28 protein-coding genes and 2 pseudogenes are annotated in these 21,886 nt (G+C 64.5%); 15 read left to right on the plus strand and 15 right to left on the minus strand.

Going from position 1 to position 21,886, the window contains the following annotated elements; genetic code table 11:
• Positions 1–4: 4 nt before the first annotated feature.
• From F8237_RS21690 to F8237_RS21715, 6 genes are read right to left on the minus strand one after another with little or no spacing between them, the layout of a single operon-like run.
• Positions 5–562, minus strand: a complete 558-nt coding sequence (locus F8237_RS21690) for a nitrous oxide reductase accessory protein NosL (protein ID WP_151647741.1) — start codon at positions 560–562, stop codon at positions 5–7.
• Positions 559–1,386 (minus strand): ABC transporter permease, encoded by an 828-nt coding sequence (locus F8237_RS21695; protein ID WP_028133484.1) that lies wholly within the window; start codon positions 1,384–1,386, stop codon positions 559–561. Before F8237_RS21695 ends, F8237_RS21690 begins: the two co-directional genes overlap by 4 nt.
• Positions 1,383–2,303, minus strand: a complete 921-nt coding sequence (locus F8237_RS21700) for an ABC transporter ATP-binding protein (RefSeq protein ID WP_028133483.1) — start codon at positions 2,301–2,303, stop codon at positions 1,383–1,385. The genes F8237_RS21695 and F8237_RS21700 overlap by 4 nt, the downstream gene beginning before the upstream one ends.
• Positions 2,300–3,640 (minus strand): nitrous oxide reductase family maturation protein NosD, encoded by a 1,341-nt coding sequence (locus F8237_RS21705; RefSeq protein ID WP_162006390.1) that lies wholly within the window; start codon positions 3,638–3,640, stop codon positions 2,300–2,302. The genes F8237_RS21700 and F8237_RS21705 overlap by 4 nt, the downstream gene beginning before the upstream one ends.
• 42 nt (positions 3,641–3,682) lie before the next feature.
• Positions 3,683–5,629, minus strand: a complete 1,947-nt coding sequence (gene nosZ / locus F8237_RS21710) for a TAT-dependent nitrous-oxide reductase (protein WP_151647745.1) — start codon at positions 5,627–5,629, stop codon at positions 3,683–3,685.
• Between the two features lie 22 nt (positions 5,630–5,651).
• Positions 5,652–7,931 (minus strand): NosR/NirI family protein, encoded by a 2,280-nt coding sequence (locus F8237_RS21715; RefSeq protein WP_151650624.1) that lies wholly within the window; start codon positions 7,929–7,931, stop codon positions 5,652–5,654.
• A 215-nt stretch (positions 7,932–8,146) separates the two neighbouring features.
• Between F8237_RS21715 and F8237_RS21720 the strand changes: the two genes are divergently transcribed.
• Positions 8,147–9,019: a ferritin-like domain-containing protein gene (locus tag F8237_RS21720; protein ID WP_151647747.1), complete on the plus strand. Its 873-nt coding sequence runs from the start codon at positions 8,147–8,149 to the stop codon at positions 9,017–9,019.
• Positions 9,020–9,037: 18 nt separating this feature from the next.
• Here the strand turns inward: F8237_RS21720 and F8237_RS21725 are convergent, their stop codons facing one another.
• Positions 9,038–9,466: a hypothetical protein gene (locus F8237_RS21725; protein WP_028133478.1), complete on the minus strand. Its 429-nt coding sequence runs from the start codon at positions 9,464–9,466 to the stop codon at positions 9,038–9,040.
• A 243-nt stretch (positions 9,467–9,709) separates the two neighbouring features.
• Between F8237_RS21725 and F8237_RS36420 the strand changes: the two genes are divergently transcribed.
• Together F8237_RS36420 and F8237_RS21730 are read left to right on the plus strand one after the other, a co-directional pair.
• Complete coding sequence (locus F8237_RS36420; RefSeq protein ID WP_167527485.1) at positions 9,710–9,856, plus strand: hypothetical protein; 147 nt, start codon at positions 9,710–9,712, stop codon at positions 9,854–9,856.
• A gap of 3 nt (positions 9,857–9,859) precedes the next feature.
• Positions 9,860–10,516: pseudogene (locus tag F8237_RS21730) on the plus strand (GGDEF domain-containing protein); the annotation flags it as partial.
• 344 nt (positions 10,517–10,860) lie between these two features.
• Here the strand turns inward: F8237_RS21730 and F8237_RS21735 are convergent.
• Both F8237_RS21735 and F8237_RS21740 read right to left on the minus strand, forming a co-directional pair.
• Positions 10,861–11,265: a hypothetical protein gene (locus F8237_RS21735; RefSeq protein WP_151647749.1), complete on the minus strand. Its 405-nt coding sequence runs from the start codon at positions 11,263–11,265 to the stop codon at positions 10,861–10,863.
• A 16-nt stretch (positions 11,266–11,281) separates the two neighbouring features.
• Positions 11,282–11,482, minus strand: coding sequence for a hypothetical protein (locus F8237_RS21740; protein WP_151647750.1), 201 nt, complete (start codon positions 11,480–11,482; stop codon positions 11,282–11,284).
• A gap of 139 nt (positions 11,483–11,621) precedes the next feature.
• Between F8237_RS21740 and F8237_RS36745 the strand changes: the two genes are divergently transcribed.
• The 5 genes and pseudogenes from F8237_RS36745 (at position 11,622) to F8237_RS21760 (ending at position 13,686) form a co-directional block, all read left to right on the plus strand.
• Positions 11,622–11,912 (plus strand): hypothetical protein, encoded by a 291-nt coding sequence (locus F8237_RS36745; RefSeq protein ID WP_151647751.1) that lies wholly within the window; start codon positions 11,622–11,624, stop codon positions 11,910–11,912.
• A gap of 67 nt (positions 11,913–11,979) precedes the next feature.
• On the plus strand, positions 11,980–12,258 hold the full coding sequence (locus F8237_RS21750) for a hypothetical protein (protein ID WP_151647752.1): 279 nt from the start codon (positions 11,980–11,982) through the stop codon (positions 12,256–12,258).
• A gap of 36 nt (positions 12,259–12,294) precedes the next feature.
• Positions 12,295–12,468: pseudogene (locus F8237_RS37470) on the plus strand (colicin E3/pyocin S6 family cytotoxin); the annotation flags it as partial.
• Between the two features lie 76 nt (positions 12,469–12,544).
• Positions 12,545–12,787, plus strand: coding sequence for a hypothetical protein (locus F8237_RS36955; RefSeq protein WP_028133472.1), 243 nt, complete (start codon positions 12,545–12,547; stop codon positions 12,785–12,787).
• A gap of 104 nt (positions 12,788–12,891) precedes the next feature.
• Positions 12,892–13,686 (plus strand): agmatine deiminase family protein, encoded by a 795-nt coding sequence (locus tag F8237_RS21760; RefSeq protein ID WP_151647756.1) that lies wholly within the window; start codon positions 12,892–12,894, stop codon positions 13,684–13,686.
• Positions 13,687–14,324: 638 nt separating this feature from the next.
• Here F8237_RS21760 and F8237_RS21765 read toward each other — a convergent pair.
• The 4 genes from F8237_RS21765 to F8237_RS21775 form a co-directional block, all read right to left on the minus strand.
• Positions 14,325–14,507 (minus strand): hypothetical protein, encoded by a 183-nt coding sequence (locus tag F8237_RS21765; RefSeq protein WP_151647758.1) that lies wholly within the window; start codon positions 14,505–14,507, stop codon positions 14,325–14,327.
• A gap of 547 nt (positions 14,508–15,054) precedes the next feature.
• On the minus strand, positions 15,055–15,387 hold the full coding sequence (locus tag F8237_RS21770) for a hypothetical protein (RefSeq protein WP_151647760.1): 333 nt from the start codon (positions 15,385–15,387) through the stop codon (positions 15,055–15,057).
• A gap of 49 nt (positions 15,388–15,436) precedes the next feature.
• Complete coding sequence (locus F8237_RS35950) at positions 15,437–15,580, minus strand: hypothetical protein (protein ID WP_154696367.1); 144 nt, start codon at positions 15,578–15,580, stop codon at positions 15,437–15,439.
• A gap of 55 nt (positions 15,581–15,635) precedes the next feature.
• Entirely contained in the window at positions 15,636–15,908 is a 273-nt protein-coding gene (locus tag F8237_RS21775; protein WP_151647762.1) for a hypothetical protein, read from the minus strand.
• Positions 15,909–16,054: 146 nt separating this feature from the next.
• On the opposite strand from F8237_RS21775, the gene F8237_RS21780 reads away from it, so the two are divergent.
• On the plus strand, positions 16,055–16,579 hold the full coding sequence (locus tag F8237_RS21780) for a hypothetical protein (RefSeq protein WP_151647764.1): 525 nt from the start codon (positions 16,055–16,057) through the stop codon (positions 16,577–16,579).
• On the opposite strand, the gene F8237_RS21785 is transcribed toward F8237_RS21780, so the two are convergent.
• Positions 16,548–16,829: a hypothetical protein gene (locus tag F8237_RS21785; protein ID WP_151647766.1), complete on the minus strand. Its 282-nt coding sequence runs from the start codon at positions 16,827–16,829 to the stop codon at positions 16,548–16,550. The genes F8237_RS21780 and F8237_RS21785 overlap by 32 nt on opposite strands.
• A gap of 153 nt (positions 16,830–16,982) precedes the next feature.
• Between F8237_RS21785 and F8237_RS21790 the strand changes: the two genes are divergently transcribed.
• The 6 genes from F8237_RS21790 to F8237_RS21805 all read left to right on the plus strand — a co-directional run bounded on the left by F8237_RS21790 (position 16,983) and on the right by F8237_RS21805 (position 19,791).
• Positions 16,983–17,327, plus strand: coding sequence for a hypothetical protein (locus F8237_RS21790; RefSeq protein ID WP_151647768.1), 345 nt, complete (start codon positions 16,983–16,985; stop codon positions 17,325–17,327).
• Positions 17,328–17,400: 73 nt separating this feature from the next.
• Positions 17,401–17,994, plus strand: a complete 594-nt coding sequence (locus F8237_RS21795; RefSeq protein ID WP_151647770.1) for a hypothetical protein — start codon at positions 17,401–17,403, stop codon at positions 17,992–17,994.
• 9 nt (positions 17,995–18,003) lie between these two features.
• Positions 18,004–18,873: a metallophosphoesterase gene (locus F8237_RS21800; protein WP_151647772.1), complete on the plus strand. Its 870-nt coding sequence runs from the start codon at positions 18,004–18,006 to the stop codon at positions 18,871–18,873.
• Positions 18,870–19,037 carry a hypothetical protein gene (locus tag F8237_RS35955; protein ID WP_154696368.1) on the plus strand — a complete coding sequence of 56 codons (168 nt, stop codon included), beginning with the start codon at positions 18,870–18,872 and terminating at the stop codon, positions 19,035–19,037. Before F8237_RS21800 ends, F8237_RS35955 begins: the two co-directional genes overlap by 4 nt.
• Positions 19,034–19,228, plus strand: coding sequence for a hypothetical protein (locus F8237_RS36105; protein ID WP_162006161.1), 195 nt, complete (start codon positions 19,034–19,036; stop codon positions 19,226–19,228). Before F8237_RS35955 ends, F8237_RS36105 begins: the two co-directional genes overlap by 4 nt.
• Positions 19,225–19,791, plus strand: a complete 567-nt coding sequence (locus tag F8237_RS21805) for a metallophosphoesterase (RefSeq protein WP_162006162.1) — start codon at positions 19,225–19,227, stop codon at positions 19,789–19,791. The genes F8237_RS36105 and F8237_RS21805 overlap by 4 nt, the downstream gene beginning before the upstream one ends.
• Before the next feature lie 176 nt (positions 19,792–19,967).
• Here F8237_RS21805 and F8237_RS21810 read toward each other — a convergent pair whose 3' ends face one another.
• Positions 19,968–21,794 (minus strand): multicopper oxidase domain-containing protein, encoded by a 1,827-nt coding sequence (locus F8237_RS21810; RefSeq protein ID WP_151647776.1) that lies wholly within the window; start codon positions 21,792–21,794, stop codon positions 19,968–19,970.
• Positions 21,795–21,886: the final 92 nt, after the last annotated feature.

Genomic DNA, 21,886 nt, shown 5'->3' on the forward strand with positions numbered 1-21,886 from the left:
CTCCTTAGTCGTTCGGCCGGCGCGAGCCAGCCTCCTCGTCGGCGGAAGCGGCCCCTTGGCGGTCAACCGAGGCCAGGACGTAGTCCCAGGGCACCTGGCCGAATTCGACGATCCGGCCCCCGTTATCTCCGACGAATTTCTCCGCCGCGGCCCGGTCGGAAAACGGCACGGCCTCGTCGCCGCCCATCCCGCTCTTGACCCGGCTCTCGATCACGAACAGCGCCTTGCGCGCCTCGATCCAATTGTCGGCGCCGGGCTTGTCCCAGTCGGGGGTCTTGCCCATGTCGGACACGTAGATCGCCAGGATGTCCTTGGGCTCGTCGGGCAGCATGGTGAAGGCGATGGTGTCCCGCACCGACGAGAACCACACCGGCTCGATCAGGCTCGCGGCAAAGATATGCCCCTTCGGTCCCGGGTGCTCAAGCACGTTCATGCCGCAGTAATGGCCGACGTCCTCCGCGGTCATCCGATGCGGCGGCGGGACCTTGGCGGCCTGCTTGTCGTTGCAGCCTGCGAGCGCCAGCGGCACGAGCAAGGCGAGCAGGATCGTTCGGCGCCTCATAGCTCCCTCCGCGAGAAGGCGAGCGCCGCCAGCGCCAGCGGCACCGAGGTCCAGCCGAGCAGGGCGGTCAGCAGCACCGGTATCGTCAGGGACGTCGTCTGGGCAAGGCCGGCCATGCCGGCGAAGGTGCTGACATTGGCAAATCCGGTGAGGTTGATCAGGCGGTAGGCGTCGGTCGGGTTCGCCAGCAGCATGGTGTTGAGCACGGCGGCCGAGATGCTGCGGCCCTGGTCGAGCGCGAGCACGCCCAGCAGCGCCATGTCGTAGATCAGCACCAGCAGCAGCCATAGTCCGATACAGATGCCGGCTGCCGTTCCGCGGTCGCGCACGAGCGCGCTGACCAGATATCCGACCGCGACGAAGACGGCGCCAAGCAGCACCGAGGAGGCCACCATGGCGCCGAAGGCCAGCAGACTATCGCCGTCGATCTGGCTGCCCGTCGCCGCCAGCGCGCCGACCGCCGCGCCGTAGCCGAGGCAGGTCGCAAAGGCGAGGACGGCGAGGTGACCCAGGAACTTGCCGAGCAGCACCTGCCATCGCGCCACCGGATAGCTCAGCAGCAACAGCATCGTTCCGCGTTCCATCTCGCCGACGATGGCGTCATGTGAGATCAGAAGCGCGATCAGCGGAACGAGAAAGATCGTCAGGCTCGACAGGCTGACGACGACCACGTCCAGCGTGCGAACGCCGACATTCCCGGTTGGCGCGCTGCCGAGGAAGGTCAGCGACAGGGCAAGCCCGGCGAGCAGGAGCGTTGCGGCAAGCACCCAGCGATTGCGGATGGCCTGGTGGATCTCCTTGGCTGCGATGATCATGACGTTCATGGCGCCTGCTCCGATTGCCGGAGGAAATGAGCATAGAGCTCGTCGAGAGTCGGCGGAACCACGTCGACATCCTCGACCGAATTGCCGGCGGCCGTGGCGCGATGCAGCAGCTCGATCTTCCGCTCCGGCGCGGCGTCGATCTCGACGATGTGGCCGTTGAGGCGGCGGCAAGCCGCGTCTTGCGGCGCCCAGCCCGGCATCTCGCTGGGAGCGAGGCCGGCCACCCTGAGACGGATCCTGGTCGGCAGCCGCGCGAGACGACGCAGCTCGTCGATCGAGCCATCCGCGACCTTGATGCCGCGGTTCATGATGATGACCCGGCCGGCGCGCTCCTCGAGCTCGGTCAGCGCGTGCGACGACAGCAGCACGGTCGCGCCACTGGCTGCGAGCCGCGCGATGATGTCGTAGAAGGTCTGGCGCAGTTCGGGATCGAGACCCGTGGTCGGCTCGTCCAGCAGCAGCACGCGGGGCTGGCCAAGCAGCGCCTGTGCGAGCCCGAGCCGCTGGCGCATGCCTTTCGAGTAGGTGCTGACCCGGCGGCGGCTCGCTGCGCCGAGCCCCACGGCATCGAGCAGCTCGAGCGCCTTGGCAACCGGCTCCCGCTTTAGCCTGGCGTAGAAGGCCTGCGTCTCGCGGCCGGTGAGGGCAGGGTCGAAGGAGACATTTTCGGGGAGGTAGCCGAGCTGGCGCCGGCCCGCGAATTCGCCCGCGGCGGGATTGTCGCCGAGAACCTCGATGGCGCCGCTGGTCGGCCGGATCAGACCCAGCATGAGCTTCATCAGCGTGGTCTTGCCGGCACCGTTGTGGCCGATCAAGGCCACCAGCTCGCCCTGGCCGAGCGTGAACGAGGCGCCGCGCACAGCCTTGACTTGGCCGTACGATTTGGTGACGTCGCTGACGCGTACTATGCTGGTCATCGCGTCTCCTTCGGCGCAACGCCCCGCGGCGGCGACACCAGCGGATGGCTGTCGACCACGCCGCCCGGCAGCAGCGCCGGAAACTGCGCCTGCGCCCAGCGGATCACCTGGACGGCCGGGCTGTTGATCAGGACCTTCGCGGCGGGTGCCGTCCACAGCACACGGTCGATGAGGTCGTTCGGCCGGTATGCCGTATCGGCGATGCCGTCCCCATTCAGGTCGAATGCCGGATTATCGCTCCAGTAATTGCCGCGCCCGCCGGTCGACCAGTCGAGGTGCCGGGTGCCGACATATTTCACCTGGTTGGCGTTGCCGACGAAGGCGTTGCCGGTGATTTCGTTGCCTTCGGAGCCGGCCGTGAAGTGCACGCCGATGGCGCAGCGCTCGAACCAGTTGCTGCGGAACTTGTTGTGATTGGTGTTGTAGATGAAAACGCATTTCTCCGGGCCGCTCTTCAGCGAGCTCTCGCGTTTCGCCTGCGGAAGCATGCCGCGCTCGTCGTCGGGACCGTCTTGCGTGCTCTGCATCGCCGCGTTCAGCGGGCCGCCGGTCACCCGGTTGTCCTCGATCTGGGCGTAGTTCGCGTAGTTGAACAGCATCCCGTAGTCGCGATCGCGATCGGAGGAGTTGCCGCGGATCACGAGGCGGTTCGAATACATGATGGCGTAACCGACATGGTTGCCGATCGAAACGTTGCCGCTGATCTCGCTGTCGTTGGTGTACATGTAATGGACGGCAAATCGAACCTGCTCGAAGCGATTGTCGACGAAGCGATCCTTGCTGCTGGAGATCGAGAAGATGCCGTCGCGGCCATAGCGGAAAATGTTGTTGGCGATGGTGACGTCGGGCGCGTTCCACAGCGAGACGCCGTTGCCGGCCTCGCTGAGCCTTCCGCCGCGCAGTCCCTCGATCTCGTTGCGGACGACCCGGGAGCCCCTGGCGCCATGCACATAGACGCCGAACAGGTTTCCAACCAGCCGGTTGTCCTCGATCGTCGCGCGCTCGGCCGTCTTCTGCAGGAAGATGCCTGAATTCATCGCCTGCAGATCGCGGCCCGATGCCCGGATGGTCACGCCGCGAATGGTGACGTTGGGTGCGCTGACGGTGATGACGTTACCGGAGCCGTCGCCGTCGAGCACGGCCTCGCGGCTCCCGACCAGCTGCAGGGAGCGGTCGATCCGGATCGAACCGTGATATGCGCCGGGCGCAATCGTAACGACGTCGCCGGCGCGCGCGCCATCCAGCACTGCTTGCAGCGGCTGCCCGGGCACGGCCGTCAACGTCTCCGCTTCGGCGAAGCCGGACAATCCGGCGGCGACCAGCGCCGCCGGAAACATGCGTAAGGGAAGACCCACGAGGTCGCTCCGATCAGACCGACGCTAGACCGACTTGGGCTCGACGAACATCCGCCCTTTCATCTCCATGTGCATGGCGTGGCAGAACCAGGAGCAGTAGTACCAATAGACACCCGCCTTGTCGGCCGTAAAGGTCACGGACGAGGTGGCCATCGGGCCGATTTCCATGTTGATGCCGTAGTTCACGATGCAGAAGCCGTGCGTCAGATCCTCCACGGCGTCGATGTTGGTGACAAACACGGTGACCTCGTCGCCCTGCTTGACCTGGAATTGCTCGAGCCCATAGGCCGGAGCCGTGGACGTCATGTAGACGCGCACCTTGTTGCCGTCGCGAATGACCTTCGAATCCGCCTCCAGATTGATGCCGTCCGCCTTGGCCTGCTTGACCGCATCGGCGAACATCGGATCCGCGCGATCGTAGATCGAGATCGGGTTGATCTTGGAGCGGTGGACGATGGTCGCGTCATGCGGCTCGGCGAAGCTTGGGCCGTCATGCACCAGCTTCATCTGATCGCCCGAAATGTCGATCAGCTGGTCGTTCTCGGGCTTCAGCGGCCCGACGTTCAGGAAGCGGTCCTTCGAGAACTTGTTCAGCGAGATGAGCCACTTTCCATCGGCCTCCTTGGTCTGGCCCATCGAGGAATGGTTGTGCCCCGGCTGATAGTGCACGTCGAGCTTCTGAAGGATGGGATTGACCTTCTCACCCTTGAAGGCCCGCTTGGCGAGGTCGATGTTCCACTTGCAGACCTGGCTGTCGAGGAACAGCGTGGTGTAGGCGTTGCCCTTGCCGTCATAGGCCGTATGCAACGGTCCAAGTCCGAGCTCGGGCTCCGCGACGACGACGTCGCGCGGCTTGATCTTGTCGTCGAACAGGTCGTCGAATTTGCGCACGTCCATCACGGTCACGGTTGGCGAGAGCTTTCCGGCCGCCACGATGTGGATGCCGTCGGGCGCGGTGTTCATGCCGTGCGGATTGTTCGAGACCGGAACGTAGCGGGTGTAGGCCGAGCCCTTGCGGCCGTCGATCACGGGCACGCCGTTCATTTCCTTGAAGTCGCCCTTCTTCACGGCCTCTTCGATCCGCTTGATGTTGAAGATGACGACCCAGTCCTGCTCTGCGGACGTCATCTCCGCGAGCGTGACGCCTTCCTCGCCGTTGTAGCAGGTCGAGAAAGCATATTTGCCCTGGTAGTCGGCATCGACGTTGTCGAGGTTGCCGCTGACGATGATCTGCCAAGCCACCTTCATCGTGTCGCCGTCGATTGCGCTGAGCATCGAACGATACTGTTTGGGATCGTCGAGCACCTTGCCGTCGTTGGGCAGGGGAACTCCGTCCTCGCCGTTGGCGAACACGTAGCCCGTGCGCGGATATTTCTGCACGCGCAGACCGTGAACCGTGTGCTGGTTCGGCAGTTCGATGATCTTGTCGCACTTCATGATGTCGAGCCGCACCCGCGCCACGCGGCTGTTGGCCTTGTCGTTCATGAAGGCGTAACGGCCGTCATAGGTGCCGTCCGTGAACGAAATGTGCGGGTGGTGAAGGTCGCCATTCATGTACGTGGCGCCGCGGCTCTTGAGGAATTCGCGGGTCGCGGGCTGCAGCCCTTCGGTCAGGATCTTGATGCTTTCATTGGTCTGGCCCCAACCAGTCGCACTGCAGCGGTTGAACACGGGGACGCGCATCAGCTCGCGCATCGAGGGCAGGCCGATGATCCGCATCTCGCCGGACTGGCCGCTGGAGAAGAACACGTAATATTCGTCGAGCTCACCGGGCGCGACTTCGGTCTTCTGCACGGCCGGCCGGGCCGCCGGTGCCTTCGGCGCAGCATTCTTGGTCTGCGCGTCGGCAGAGGAGACGAAGCCGCTGTCGGTCAGCGCCACGCCGCCTGCAAGGCCCACGCCTGCGGCCGCCGCCGTCGTTCCAAGCACGGTTCGTCGGCTGACGCCCTTTGCCTGTTCGTTCTCGCTCATGATTGCCTCCTCGGCTTCCGGTTCAGTTTGGTGGTGAGATGGTGGGTGAAGCGCCGACAGGTTTGCCGCCGGCGGTGATGACGGTCGCAGGACCCTTGCCGCCCGAGCGCATCGAGGGCGAGGACATGGCCGCGAACTTCTCGCGCTTGAGCCGCACTTGAATCATGTGCGGGCAGCGGTGATCGTCGTAATAGAGTTCCTGGCAGTGCATGCAGTAGATGCACTCATTGACGTTGATGTGCCCCTCGGGATGGATCGACTGCACCGGGCATTCCTTGGCGCAGCGCTGACAGGGCGAGCCGCATTCCTGCCAACGGCGCAGCCATTCGAACGTCCTCATGCGGCCGGGAATGGCGAGCGCCGCGCCGAGCGGACACAGATAGCGGCAGAAGAAGCGTTCGATGAAGAGGCCTATGACGAGCAGGGCGACTGCATAGGCCACGAACGGCCAGCTCCGCGAAAACTTCAGGATGATCGCGGTCTTGAACGGTTCGACCTCGGCAAACCGCTCGGCCATGTCGACGGAGTAGAGCGACAGGCCGAACAGGCCGAGGAAGATGATGTACTTGACCGGCCATAGCCGTTCGTGCAGGCCCCACGGCACGGTGATCTGCGGGACCTTGAGCCACTTCGCGCCGGTGTTCGTGAGCTCCTGCAGCGCGCCGAACGGGCAGAGCCATCCGCAGAAGGGGCCGCGGCCCCAGAACAGCAGCGCCGAGGCGGTCGCCGCCCAAAGGATGAAGATCAGGGGCGCGGCGAGGAAGAACTCCCACTTGAAGCCGGTCACAAGCGAATTGGTGAAGGTGAGGACGTTGACCACGGAGAGCTGGGCGTTCGCATACCAGCCGAGCCAGACCAGGACGAAGGCGAGAAAAGCCCTTCGCACCCAATTGTAGAACACCGGTCGGCGCACCAGCACGTTCTGGAAGAAGAAGATCAGGGTAAGCGCCCCGAGCATCGCGGCGGTGATCGCGATCGAGACCGTACTTGACCGCCAGATGCGCATCCAGAGCGGCTCTTCGCCGTCGGCGGCGAGCGACGGCTGCGTGGTCGCGGCGGAAGGCTGCGAGATTGGGGCGGGAGCGGTCTCCGCCACCGTGACGGCCTGCTGCTCGCGCCGCATGTAGCTGTCCGGCAGGACATAGTTGAGATCGAACGTGAGGAAGGCCTTGTCGCGGCCACCGAGACTCCGCTGCACCAGCAGCTGAAGCTGCCATGGTTGCGTAGGATCGAGCGTGAACTCCGGCGGCGTGACGAAGAGGCCGATCTCCTTGAACTCGGGCGCCCCTTCGGCGGAGAAGGACCCCAAACGCGTGTGGTTCTTGTCCCGGAAACGTGTGCTGCTGCCTTCCTGCAGAATCTCCACGCGATCGAAGATGCCGCCGCGGACGTAGGCGGACCCTTTGAACGAGTAGGTGCCGTTTCCGGCGATCACGATGGCTTGCTGTCCCGGCTTGAGGCCGTCCTTGAGACGCTTGTAGCCGTCCTCACCGAGCAGGCTGCGGCCGATGGTGGGGGCGCTGACGAGCGCGGTGTACAGATCGATGAAGGTGTCGCTCGGCTCGCCGGGTTCAGGGTACTGGCTCGCGGCCGCGTTACCGGATTTGGCGAAGGATTCGTTGACGTCGCCGACCGTCAGATTCAGCCGGCGCACCGAGCCGTCGCCGACGAGGCTTTCCCAATCCTTGATTTCGCTCTGTTCGAGATCGAGAGTCTTGGTGACCGGTGGGAGCGCGGCCGATGCGGCCGCCCCATCTCCGCCTCCCACTCGGCCCGAACGGATCAGCTTTGAGGCCGAGCGAACGATGCTGTCGCTCATCACCAGCACGGTGACGGTGGCGCCGCTCACGATGTCGACCTGGGGTGGCTTCTCGGCACCGCTTGCGACCGGCTTCATGTCCTTGCCGATCAGGGAGTTCATGGCGGCGACGATGCGCGCTTCAGGAATGCCGACCAGAACGATCGGCTCCTTGTGGTCGACGAGCTTGACGCCGGTGATGACGCCTTTCAGGTCGATGCCGGCGAGCAGGTGGATCGGCTTGCCCGAATAGCCGACCGAGTTAGCGAAGTCGGAGTTCAGGAACACGAAACCCTGGAGCTGGTCGCCGCGGTAAACGGGCACGATGGGCGGATCGCCTTGGGGCCGCCCGAAGCCGTCCGCGCCCGGAAAAAACTCCGCCGGCGCGATCTTCGGCAGATAAATCGGCAAATCGCCGGCGGCCCATGCAGGCGAAACACATGCGGACGAAATATAAGTCAGACACACCAGCAGTAAGCCTGCCAGCGCGAGCGCCGCACGCATTGCGAATGCGGTAACGTCATCCGGTCGCTTCAACATATCGATTCAACTATAATCTGCGCGACCACCCTGGAGGCGCGCGTCCTTGAGATCTTCGTCGATGATTTGTCGTCGCTGACGTGCAAAGCTCATCTTGTGCGACTGAATCTGTCAACCCCGCTGGCAAGATTTGTGTTCGTGCGGAACCGGCTAAGAAAATCTGCATTTGGAGTTCTCGTATGCCATTCCTACGCACGTCGTTGCTGAGCGCCGAGCCCGCGGGTGTATTGGAATCCCTCGAGGAGCTCGTTGCGCTGGCGCATGCAATGGAGCAGGAAGCGGCAAATAAATACGACTCTCTCGCTGACGGGATGCGCTGGCAGGGCAAAGATGATCTGGCGGAGGTGTTCACGCGACTCGCGGCCGCCGAGCGCGATCATGTGGACAGTGTCACGCAGTGGTCGCAATCGCGCAGCGGCAAAATGCCCGATCCGGCCATGGTGCGCTGGGAGGCACCGGAGACCCTGGATGAGGAGGCCGCGGCCGAGGTGAAGACGTCTCGACTGATGACGCCTTACCGCGCGCTCGCGATGGCGGCGCGCAATGAGGAGCGCGCCTTCGCCTTCTGGTCATATTTGGCCGCCTATTCCGCTGATCCGGAGATCAAGAAGGCCTCCGAAGCGATGGCTAAGGAGGAGCTGGGCCACGTTGCCACGCTCAGGAAGGAGAGGCGCCGTGCCTATCACCGGGAGCACGGCCGCAAGCCGGACCAGGTGCCTGCGCAGTTGGATCGGGTCGCTGCGCGACGGCTGGAACTCTGCCTGGGGACCCATCTTGCGGCTCTGGAGCGTCGCCTGGAAGGGCCGGCGGCGGTGCGCACGCGCGAACTCCGCGAAGACACGATGCGGATGGCGGAAGACGCCCGCGATTTCGGGAGCTTTCCCGGCGCGCTCGAGCTGCGGGACGCGCAGATGATCGCGGAGGCTTTGGTCGACGGCTACCTGGAAGGCGCCGAGCGCTCGGACGAAGCCGAGCGCGTGGAGATCCTGCAGAAGTTGGCGGAAAAAGCGATCTCAAGACTGGCCTGGCTGCGCTCGCTCGCCGCCGAGTGAGGTGACTCCGTATTCGGGTTAGAGGCGGCGATCGGGATGGGGCACGTCGGCGATGGTCCGATCCTGCGGGCTGACCAGGAGCAGGTTCTGGTCTTCGAGGAACACGTATTCGTAGTTGCGGATCGGGTCGGCGACCTGATCCAGCGTCGACGGGATCTGTGCCGACTTGAGCTGGTCCGGCAGCTTCGCACCGGGTTTTGGTAGGAATCCTTGCGGCGAAGCCTGTTTCTCGGCAATCGCGGCGATGCTCCAGGCTATCATCTGCCTCTGGGTCGAAGTCAATCCGATCGGGTCTCTTTCGTCCGGTTTGCTCGTGCCGGTGGTCGCCTGATCCGTCGCTCCACGGCACGAGCCCTGTTGGGCCATCGCGGGAAAGGAGGCAAGCGCTACGGCGATCAGAGCGGACGGAAGTTCATCGGCGATCTCGCGGTCTCCTTCTACCAGCATTCGGGATCTCGGCGAAGACGCTCGACGGCATCCATCGTAAGTTGAAGGCGAGACTGCCCGCCAAGGAAATCGCGGACTGGCCTCTGCACGGGCCTGTCGTCGGCGGAAGCAGGGCAAGGAGCGGAATTCGTGATCTGGGTAGCAGTAGCTCCCGCGTCGCTGTCCGAATGGGCATTTTCGTCGACGAAGCTTGCCTTTGAGCCATGTCAACGAACGCCGGCCTCCCAGATCTAATATCCAAACATGGAGCGGATCCAGAAGCAGCACCGCGGACGGGAGGCCGAGGCAGCGGAAGTGGCGCGCGCCGAGGAGATGCGACGGGTCGTCGAGGACTATGCGAACGACCTGCGAGAGATCGTTCGCCGGCTCCAGCGGAGGCTGCTCAACTGAGCGGCAGCGAGGGCGCTGCGCGTCACTCGGTCTTTGGAAACCCATGAGATCGACGGCGTCGTGGCGATCTCGCGCGACATGACCGAGCAAAAGGACCTGCAGGAAAAGCTCGCCGCGCTCGCCACGTCCGACGGCCTGACCGGCATCGCCAACCGCCGCCACTTCGACGAACGCCTTGCCGAGGAATGGGCGCGGGCCAAGCGCGACGGCACTCCGCTCTCGCTGCTGCTGGCGGACGTCGATCACTTCAAGAAGTTCAACGACCAATACGGCCATCAAGCCGGCGATGCCTGCTTGCGCGCGCTGGCGCGAATCCTCTCCGCGCAGGTGCGTAGGCCAGCCGATGTCGCCGCGCGCTACGGCGGCGAGGAATTCGCGCTGCTGCTGCCGAACACCGACGCGGAGGGCTGCGAGCTCGTCGGGGAGAACGTCCGCCGGGCGCTGCGCGACCTCGGCATGCTGCACGCGCTGAACCTGCCGTCCAAGATCGTCACGGTGAGCCTCGGCGGCGCGACCAACTTGCCCTCCGAGGGCGCGATGGACTGCGGCTCCCTGGTGGCGGCGGCCGATCGCGCCCTCTACGCCGCCAAGGATAACGGCCGCGACCGGCTCGTCATGTCGGGACAGGTGGTCGCTTGGCCCGGCGCGAGAAGCGCCTGAGGCTGCCAACTCAACGCGCACTCAGATGTCCTCCCGGCTAAACGACACGCGCGACTAAAGGAGCGCGCGGGCACTCTCGCGCGGGCGCGCCGTTCCGCCTGCCGTAGGACAGCATGTTCGGCGGCGCGTCCCGCCCGCTACGGGCGCCCGGCGAAAGCGACGATCTCAATCCCTAGATCGGCTCGTGCGTCATTTGACTTGCGTACCGGTTCCGTGCCTCACCCAGTCGCGGCGTTCGTGCTTTGAGCGCCGGGAAATTTCCCAGGTTTCTGCAACTGTTCTCCGTAGAATCCACGAGGGCGGCCGTATTGCAGGAGAGGCCGCTCCGCAAACGCGTGGCGACGTCAGGAAGCGTTTGCCCGAGCTCGTTCGCGCGCCTCCCGCCGACGCTCGCGGCGTTCGCGCCGCCGCTTCGCCCGATCCGCCGGTTGCGGGAGGGCAGGCACTGGCGCAGCGACGGTCTCGACCGAAGGCGCATCGGGCAACTGGTGGGTCCCAGGACGAGCCTCGAGGAATTCCAGCACCGCGCGCCCCTTCTCGGTGATCTTCCAACCGCCGCTTTCGCGCTCGACCAAGCCTTGGGAGAAGATGTCGAGGTCCGGCATGCGCGAGGCGAGCCGCTTCGTGCGCTCGGCCCAGTTGCGGCCGCTGGTCGCCAGGATCGCCATGTCGCGTTTGAGGTCGGCCATCACGGCGAAGCCGCCCGGATAACTGACCAGAATCTTCAGCACCGTGACCTGGAAGTTCACCGCGGCCCCTCGCTGGTCAGCGCCACATCGTGGGCGCGCGGGAGAGTGCTTCGCGACCGACCTGTCGGAGAGTTTCGGGCGAGATTTCGCCCTTGGTGGCGGCCTCCAGGATCTTCGAGGCGACGTGCGTGCGCGCCCCGATCTCGCGGTGCGGAACGCTCTCGCAGACTTCATCGAGGACCGCGCGCAAAAGCGCGGTGGTGGCGGTATCGAACATGAGTTGCCCCCAGACGGGAAAACCCGAAGCATAGCGGTCTTTTCGGGTCTTGGGAGTCAGATATGTTAAGGTGCCGCCAGCCGCGCTTGCCCGGGCCGCTGCCGCGGGACAGGTCGGCCTCGTCCAAGTTGAACTCCCGATGCATGACATCGTGCATCGTACAGGGCGATCTCTCGGGAAGCTCTCCAGAGGCAACTCGGTCTCGCCGGACGCGCGGTCGCGACCGTATTCGCAGCCTTCCGTCGCGGAAGACATCATCACAGAGTTATCGGTCCATCCCGACCTGTTCGTTGTTGCGCGCAACTCGTCCTTCGCGTTTCGCGGCAAGGCGCGCGCCCGGGTCTATGGAGACGCGAGGACATCCAGCCCCACCAATGATGTCCTCGGCATGGACGGGCCAATCTTCGCTCTACGGCGGCGTTTTGAGTAAAGATGTCGCCGTTTCGTTCACCGGAAATATTCGACCGGCGTGCCAGTAAGAGCGCGGAGAACTCCGCATGTTAATGGCCTACCTCTCCCGACTCGCTCGGATTGCTTTCGTCGCCGTCTCGATGGTTGCGCTCGTCGCGCCGTCCGCAAAAGCCGGCGCGCTTGCCCGTACGCTCGAACGGACTTGGGTGGCTGCCGGAGCGGTAGCCATCGGCGGTTACCTCGCGTCCCGAGCGGTTCAATGCTCCCAGGATTCGGCAAAATGCCCGGGCGAGCAGCGGCTTCGCGACCGCATCGTCAACGGCCTGGCCAAGGCCATAGACGCAAATCCCGGGTATCGAATCTGAACATTTACCGACTATATGGAAGATACCTCGGCTTCAATGGGCTACGAGCCGCCACCCCGAGGGAGTCTTCCTGGCTTTCCCGGGTCCATCAAAGTGCCCGGCAAATCGAGAGGAGCAGGCGGAAAGATCCGGCCACGCTGGGACTTCCCGGACGGGACCTTCGGCGAATGGGATTGGCAACACGGCGAAGTTGAGGTCTACGACAAGCGCGGCCGTCACAGGGAGCCTACGATCCCAATACCGGCGAGCAGAAGAAGCCGGCGGTGCCCGGAAGGAAAGCAGAAATATGACGCTCGAATTCGTCGTCCGCGTATGGGACGTCCCCAACAAAAAGCTGCTGTTCGAGGGCGCAAGCGAAAGGATTCCGCAGGAGCAGGTCATTGCCATCCTCGGCCTGCCCGCCGACGATCCAGAAATCTGGGGCGCGGAGTACGAAGCTACGCCAGAGCAAGGTGCCGAACTGCTGCACCTCATGGACTTGGATTACTCGGGCCCAGGGACATTCCGTGTCTCCAGAGAGCGATCCTAATCCTCGCGTTCGACGGCGTTCCATCCGGGAAAGGCCGACGGCGGCGCCGTGCAGGTGAGTTCAACGTCGCTTGACACGCGCCCGCTTCGGCCCACGCTCTTTCCTTGATCTGCCAGGCGGACCAACATCCTTTTCGGCCCAATTCGGATTCGGCAGGGCTTCGGACGCCAGGGAACACCGCTGCCGATCTGAACACATCCGCCACCGCTGAACTGAGACCAAGCGGAGGAGGAGGCTCGCGCGCTGCACGGCACGGATATCGTCTGGCGCGCACCCACGACTTCGGCGTTCCCGTCGTCGGCGTGCCGTTCGACGACGAGGGCGGCACCTACGTCACAGACGGCCAAGGTGTCGCGGTGACGACCCGGAGCTGCCTGTTCTCGCGCAATCCGAATCTCGACGAGGCCGCCATCACGCGGGCTTTCGGCCGCATCGGAATGCACACGGTCATCTGGCTCGACGGCGACCGCCGCGAGCCGATCACGACCTGGCATCCGTACGGCTACGTGGCTTTCTTGCCGGACCGCAGCCTCCTCGTCGAAGCCGTCGACCACGGGTCGGACGACGGACGCGCGCCTGCGACCTCGCAGCCTGCGCCAGGCCGTCGAGGACGGCCGCCTCCCGGCCGTGAGGCCATTCGAGCGCCCGCGCGAAAGCTGTTTCGAATTCGCATCGGCGCAGTTCGCCGGCCCGAATCCTTCCGAGATGCCTCGAATTCGGCCGAGTTTGACGGCCGAATCGGCCGACGAGGTGGTACACAGCGGTGGTCACAAACTGCGGCGGGGCTTTCCGGGAATCCTTGTTTTTCAGCGGTTTTCGCGCAATCGGGGCATAAGGGAAGGGAGTCCCACTCTCTCCGCCAACATGCAGCGGCCCCGACAGCAGCGGCGCTGACCTAGCAGCCTGCTCGGCGGCGGGCCTAGTGGCCAAGTTGCCATCATTGGATGTGAGCCGGCTAACACGGTTTCTGCCGGCGGGCTCGCCTAATCCGTTTTCTGCGGCCATAATCCGATTTCTGCCGGCGACGAATCGTGGGCGCTGTGCGCCACCATGGAACGCGGCTTGCTTCCCATTCGATGCATTGGTTTCGGATCGATTTCGGCGTGTCGGTCTGGGCGATCGCACAGTGAGTTACCGTGAGATAATGTTCGATCACTTTTCAGGCATCAGGCTGCGTCACGCGTGATGCCGTCACGCTTGATGGATTGCACCTCGACGCCCCCCGTTACTCACCTGGAAACGTCACTACTGATTTCAGGGTTTGTCAGATTTGGCCGCAATTGCGTTCGCGGCCAACCAGGCGATCCCGGCGTTGGACGCATGCCAATCGAATCTGTCGACAGGCTCTACGAGCCCGAGCCGTATTAATAGGCGCGGAGCTCGCGCGTGGACGCGCTCGTAGGAGTCGAACTCGTCTCCCGGGCTTGGCGGCCGGATCAGGCAGAACGGCGCAGTGACGTCGTAGCGGCGGAGCACCGCGCCCCGGGCTATGGCGACGAGAAGGTGCAGCGGCGCCGGCGAGAGGCGGAGCAAGGCGTCAGGCCTGTGCGGCGCCACCGTCGACGATCTCATACTTGTTCTCGCCGAGCTTGCGCACGTAGACGATGCGGCGTGCCGCCTGAAGGCGGCGGATCTCGGCCCAGTTTTCGGCATCAAACCGGTCGCTGTCGAGATATGGGAGTGGCAGAAATCCACTCTTGAACGGGTCGACACCGCTCATGATCAGCTCCTCCGCTTGGGCGGCGTCGGCACCGTCGGCCGGCGCGGTGTCACTCCGGACATCAGGAGGCCGGCCGGCCGGGGCAATTGCGGGACCGCCCGTGCCTCGATCTCTGGCGTAAGCGTCACCGCCGCCGGGCGTGGGCCCGGCTGCACTGGTGTCCGGATAATGAGGCGCCCATCCTCGTCGTGCGTCTCCTCCTCGTCGACGTATCCGACAGTATCCTGCGCGGGCTGCGGAGCGGCCGGAGGCTGAGGCCCGGCAGTGCCGCGCATCGCCGCCATGCGCTCTAGCGCGGCCTGATACTCGGGACTGCCCGGCAGAGGCGGAGGCGCCGGACGCGTCGGCGGGGGCCGCTTCGCTGCGCAGCGAGCTGCCTCTGCTTCAACACGCTCTTTCCGCGCGACCTCCCATGCGGCGCGCTGCTCGGGAGTCGGCATCGGCGGAGCCTTCGGACGCAGCGCAGTAGGCGTCGGGGCGGCCGCTGCGACCTGCGCCGGCATCGGCTCGGCCTTCTTCGGCTGCGGGCGGCGCGGGAATCCTTTGATCAGCATCCGGCGACCCTCTGCTTGAGGCGCTCGCACCGGCGGCGGTCGTCCGCCTGGAGCGCCAGCAGCTGCTCCATGTCGATGAGGGCCGGATCGCGGCGGCGCCAGAATGCGACCTCGACCTTTTTCGCGCGCTCGATCCCGGCGATCCAGGCGTCGCGGTGCCCCTTGGCCTGCTTGCGCATGGCTGCGACCAGCTTGTTCTCGATTAACATGCGAATGCTCGGCGGATGGTCGGGGTTGTCGATGTGAGCCCGCAGCTGCCCGCGCTTCAGGTCGAACAACCGTTGACCCTCGCGGCGCCAGGACGAGCCGTGCATTTCGCGCAGCACGGCGACACTTTCCGTCCAGAGCTGAGTGTTCGGCCACGGCTCTCTGCGCTTACTCATCTGATATGTCCTCCGGCGGTCGCTTCGTCCAGCTCGCTGCCGCATCCTTCGGTCCGATAGTGCGGCCGCCGATCCACGCCACGATGAGATCGGCGATCAACTCGTCCGAAAATCCGAGTAGACGCACGAACATCATTGTGTCGCTCGCGTCGCGGACCAGGAGAGGAGATCGAGCTGCGCCGCGGCCATTGCTACTTCGCCTTCTCGATTATTCCGACAACGCGGTTGCGCAGCTGCGCCAGCTCCATCGAGCGGACGGCGCACTGGTCCCGCTCGCTCTCGATCAGTGCGACCAGATCGCCCGGGATATCGCGCTTGGTGGTCTTGGGACTCCCGCGGCGGTGCTCGAACAATTGACTGCGGCTCATGCCGAGACCGCGCGCCAGGAGCGTCGTCCAATAGCGGGAATAGAGCTTCTTGCCCACGAACGGCAGCAGTTCGGACGTGGTTCGTGGCGCTTTCACCGGGCCTCCATCTGCGTTAGTCAGGCATTGCGTCGAACAACATGCGTCTGACCGAAGACGATTGTCAAGCGGCTTTCGGATCCTTGCCGATTTTCATCTTGCCGGAGCGTCGAGTATCCGTTGCTCGGAATCCCACGGAGGTGACCATGCTGAAATCGATCTGCTCTGCAATCGGCGCCGCGTTCCGCGCTGCGATCTCGTGCCTACGTGTCGTGCTCTCGATCCCAGGAAGGCTGCTCGGCAGCGTGTTCGGTGGCCCGCTGGTTGGCCCGCCCCCCGGCGACTCTCCGCTCGTCGAGGACCTGGCCGCGCGCGTCGCCGCCGAGGACGCGGCGGTCGCGAATAACAGTCGCAAGGTGGCCGAGGCATTCTGGCACTGGTTGATGGACTCGCTGATCGCCGACGGCCCGGTCGCGGTGCCGAGCTGGTTTCCCCGGGCCATCAAAGAGTGGGCGCCGGGCCTGACCGCGGCGGAAGCTGAAAAGCTCGTTTCCGTCGAAAAAACCGATCTGCAATCGCATCTGCGCGGACTGTTCGCTGTCCCCGGCGTGCGCAAGGTGCAGCCGCTGCCGTCGGTCACTGCGTGGCCCCCGGAGCCGGCGTATGTTGAGCCGGCTCAGGGGTGGGCTGCGCAGTTCGCTACGCCGGCGCCAGGTCGCGCCGGCGCTTGAGGGCGAGCATCTTGATCTTGCGCAGCTCGGCCTCGGCGGCCTCGGCGCGCTCGATCGCGCGCTCGCGCAGGGCCTCGGACAGGTTCAGGGCCTTCTCGAGCTGGTCCCGATTCCAGTTCGCCCAGGCGTTGGCGTTGCGCTGGGCCGCTGCCTGCATGCCGGCCGTCAACGCGGCGGCGAGCGTGCAGGCGCCGGCGAACGCGCAAGATCCGAAGTTGGCGGGGTAGGCGGTGTGACTGTCTCCGGGCATTTTCGGATCCTTTCCTGTGGGTAGATTCTATTGAACGTCGATCGTTCGACGATATTTGACTTTAGTTCGACAGACGTTTACCATTCTTGAGGTCGTTCCCGATAATTTTAGCGATCGGGTCGATTTTTGAGTCCTTCGACGGGAGAGGCACCCATGACTGACGCAGAGACCATCGCCGCCGGCGCGAACGGCGCCGTCGATCTGTCGGCAGCGGATCCGCTGCCCGCTGAACATCGCAGCATCATCACCGAACTCGTCGCCGACCTCGGCGAGCTGTCGAGCAAGATCGCCGGCGCCGAGGCGGTGACCGAGGCTTCGGTTCACCTCCAGAGCGCAAGGTCGGCGCTCGTCAGCGCGACGCAGTATGTCCTCGCTCATTTTGAGACGCTCGAAGCCCCGGCGAAGGCCGAGGTCGCCGAGATCGAGGCGAAGATCGGCCAGCCGCCGTCGTCGACCGACGCCGCTGCGGCCTCCGCCATCGCTTCCTCCAGCATCTAACGAGGGGTACCGGCGCCGCTTTGCCTGGGAGGCGGGCGCCGACGGGGCTTCAACAGCATCGTTTGGGTCGCGCATGCACTATTACGTCATCGAGGACAGATGTCTTAGCCCGAGCTGGTTCTACGGCTCGAAGGTCGCTGAGATCGACCATCTCGGCCGTTTTCTCGGCAACGACTTCATGCCCGGCCAGGACGTGCCGCCATCCGGCACGAAAATGGTCGGTATGTGGCGCAAGCTGCCGGGCGAAGCGAGTCCCAGCGCCTGCGCCGTCACTCTCGAAGATTTCGAGGCGAACGAACGCCGCGAGCGCGCCTCCCAGGAGGCTGCTGCGGCGGCGGAACGTGAGCGCGAAGCTAAGAAGGAATCCGAAAGCAACGAGCGCGCGGGGGCCTTCAATGGGACCCTGCCGATTCCGGTACGCTGGGATCCGGCCTTCAAGGTGTCCGTGAACGCCTGCGGCCGCAGCTACGGCTCTGGCGCCCGCAGCAAGGCCGTCGACCACGTCCTGCTGCGCGAGGACCTTACGGTCGGCCGCATCAAGCGCAAGGCCGGCGATCTGCTGTGCGAACCGTCCCCGGAGTGGGTCAACGACTACGACCGGAAGAAGGTCTACCCGGTCACCTGCCGGCGCTGCAAGCAGATGGCTGAGCGCCTCAGGAAGGGTTGAGAGAGCAGGATGATCCGCATCAATCCCGTTTCAGACCTGCATCTCGACATCGCCAGCAACGAGCTCGACGGCATGCCGCAGGTCGACGCCGACGTGACCGTCGTTGCCGGCGACGCGGCGGCGCCGGGCACGCTGGCGCTGCGGCGCGTCCGCGAGCTGTATCCGGACCGCGACCGGCCCCTGATCTACGTCGCCGGAAATCACGACCATTACAGCCACCACGACAAGCACCGTCCGGAGCTCAAGACGACCTGGGAAAAGCAGCTGCGGATGATGCCGGAGGTCGCGCACGAACTGGGTATCACGCTGCTCTCGGATTCGAGCGCGGAGATCGGCGACGTGTTGTTCATCGGCGCCACGCTCTGGACGGATTTCATGGTCCGGCCGCCCTTCCTGATGTTCGGCGACGCGGTGCGCGATGCGACGCGGCGGATGAACGACTACCGCATGATCAAGACCGGCGCGGGCCGCTCGCGCGACATGCTCCGCCCGGGCCAGACGATCGACGCGCACAAGGCGTCGGTCGCCTACCTCGAAAAGGCGCTGGCGGAGCGCCCCGCCGGCCAAGCTGCGGTCGTGGTCACGCATCACGCACCGTCGCCGCGCAGCCTGCTGCGGTGGCCGGCGGCCGCAGATCTCGATCAGTGCTACGCCTCCGATCTCGAGGCGCGCCTCATGACGGGCGAGACCGCCGCTGAATTGTGGCTGCATGGCCACGTCCACGCCAATCGCGACTACGTCGCCGGCGACACACGCGTCGTCGCCAATCCGCGCGGCTATCCCGACCCGCGCGGTCCCGGCGGCCGCGAGAATCCAGCATTCGATCCGTGCCTCGTCGTCGATGTCGAGCCCCGGCCGGCGCCGGGATGGCGCACGTGATGAGGTATCTCGTCGATCCGACTCTGGAACGCAGCCGCGTCGAGACGCTGCCGATCGTCGGCTACGTGCTCACGGTCGGCGACGAGCTGCGCGCGAATCCGTCCACGATGCCGGATGTCCGCGCCTGGGTGCGCCGAGACGCCAAGCGGAGGGCCGCGCGATGAGCCTGCATGCGAATTCCGAGATCGCGCCGGGCCACGTCGTCGTCCTTCAGAAGGGCGACAAGGTCCTGGTCTGCAGGCTCGAGGACCTGATCTACGAGCCCGACGACGAGGACACCGACATGATCGTCAACCCGGTCGACGTCGCCGCCGCGAGCTCGATGTGGTTCGAGCCAAAAGGACAATTGCAGTGAAGCACGCCACCTGGCTTTTCGCCGACCCGCACTTCGGCCACGAATCCATCATCCGCATGTGCGGCCGCCCGTTCGCGAACGTCGCTGAGATGAACCAGACGATGGCGGATGCTTGGCGCAAGGTCGTCAAGCCCGGCGACGACATCATCGTCGTTGGCGATTTCGCTCACCGCATGCCCGTAGACCAGCTGCGCAAGCTGTTCGATAGCCTGCCGGGGAACAAGCACATCGTGCTCGGAAATCACGACGGCGAGGAGACGCGCGAGCTTCCGTGGGCCAGCCAGCGGGATATCGCGTTTGTCTCCATTGACGGCACCCGCTGCGTGTTGTGCCACTACGCTCTGCGCACATGGCCCTGCATCCGCAAGGGCGCCTTGATGTTGTATGGCCACTCGCACGGTCGCCTGCCCGGCAACAGCCAGAGCATGGATATCGGCGTCGACGTTTTCGGATGGGCGCCGCTGCGTCTCAATCAGATCAAGGCGCACCTTGCGACCCTGCCGCCGTTGGTGGATCCCGAGGCGGGCGATGACTTCGAGAACAACGAGAGCGTGAAGCCGTGAAGCCGATAGTGCTGCTCGCGCCGAGTGGGCTGCCGTCCCCCGACAGGCGACATCGGCTGCAGCGCCTCTGCCATCGCGGTAGATGGCGCGATGATTGGGTCGCTGCGCCAGTGGTGGATGAGTTCGACGAGAGTCACGAACCGGCAACGTCCTTCCGCCGCTGACCTCACGCGGAATCACTGAACGTTTAAGACCAACATCAGCCCACCCCCGCCGCCCTGCTCGACGTTGTTGTTGGCCGTGTGATGAGGGATATGGCAGTGGACCAACCACTTCCCAGGCCGGCGAGCGGTCCAAACAACGTCGTACCGTTGGCCCGGACCAACGTTCACGGTGTCCGCCTGATAACGGGCGCTTTCGGCGAGCGTGACGCCATCCACCGCCACGATCTCGAAAGGGCCGCCGTGCACATGCATGGGGTGGACGAAGTTGTTGTTGGTGCCGATGAAACGCAACTTTATTGTCTGGCCAACTCTCATCTGCACGGTGTCGGTCGCAGGAAAGGCCTTTCCATTGATGGTGAAGTAGTTGGGGAGAGCGCCCTCCATCAGCATCGCGGGATAGGTGAGCCACTCGCGCTTCAGCCACTCCTGAAGTTGTATCGTGTATTCAAGGTCCGCTTTGACCTCGGACGAGGGGTCCGCCGGCTGGATAATGAGCGCACCGTAGAGACCGAGTGCCTGCTGACGGTCGGGATGATCGTGGCTGTGATAGAAGTATGTGCCGTGCTGTCCGACGGTGTATTCGTAGCTGTATGAACCGCCGGGCGGGACGGGCGGCTGGGTGATCTTTGCCGGGCCGTCCATCTCATTTGGTACGATTAGTCCGTGCCAATGCACCGTCGTGCTCTCGGGCAGCGCGTTGTGGAAGTTGATCCGGACGTGATCGCCTTCCGTCAATTCCAGCCGAGGCCCCGGAATTTGATGGTTATACGCGTAAGCCTGAACCGCAACGTCCGGTAAGATATTCCAGCGGATCGCGGAAGCCTCGATATCGAACACCTTGACGCCGTTCTCCAGCCTTGGCTGAAGCACCTGGTCGCCGCGCGCCGTCGGCGGCGCTTCGTAGTCGACCTGTCGCGGCTTCACCGCTGCCATATCCCGCATGGCAGCGGCCGGCAGGTCGAACGTGTTGATCATTCCGGGCGGCATGATCGCGCCGTCCACATCGTGCGCGCTCAGGGTGAGGTTCACGTAGAAGCCCGGCCATACCATTCCGGTGACAAGCAGCAATCCTGTCACCCCCGCCAAAGCGGCCAGTTGCGGAACGGTGGCCTGGCTCCTCATCCCGGCGCGCCCATGATCATCGTGCCGATCGTGATGTCCGCCGTGTGCATCGGACCGTTCGGTCATGAGCCCATGCTTGATGCCGGCATGCACCATCCAAACGTTGAACGGATAGGCCGTCGCGAATCCGACGATCACGCCAAGGGACATCACGCCCCAGAACGTCAGTTCGAGGGGATCCATGGCGCGCATATCGCGCCCCATCATCAGGAAGCTCATCGTCGGCGCCATTCCCGCCATCATCGCATTCATGCTGATGAATTCCGGCATGAAGCTCTTTTTCACGTTCTGCCAGTATGAACCACCCATCATCCGCTTCATGAACAGCGACTGGAAGATGAATAGCCCGAACGAAAATCCCGCCAGATATTCCACGATCAGATCGATCCACATCGGCAATCCGAGGAAGGCCGTCGTCGCTGCGGCAAGGATGATTCCGGTCGCGTCTCCGGCGACGCAATGGATGGTGCTGCCGACCCCTTGCTTCCACAGCGGGGAAGTGAATCGTTCGTGTTCTCCTGGCCGCGGCTCTTTGTCGGCGAGTACGTAGAGGAGCAGGCCGAACGGCCCCATGTAGAGCGTGATGAGGACGAACGCCCATTTCATCACGGCAGGCTCGGGATTTCCGGCGAACTGGTCGTACGCGACGTAGGCGGTCGAGATGACTGCTATAACGAACCAGCCGAGCAGAAAATAATCGTAGGGAAGCGCGATCACGGCTGCTCCAATGCGTTGTTCGTGACGAAACAGTCGCATAGGGTCTTCGTTCCTTTCTGACTCGAAGCGAGAAAATGTTTAGTTTTGCTGTA

It is taken from the genome of Bradyrhizobium betae, from assembly GCF_008932115.1.
In the GTDB taxonomy this organism is placed as follows: Bacteria; Pseudomonadota; Alphaproteobacteria; order Rhizobiales; family Xanthobacteraceae; genus Bradyrhizobium; species Bradyrhizobium betae.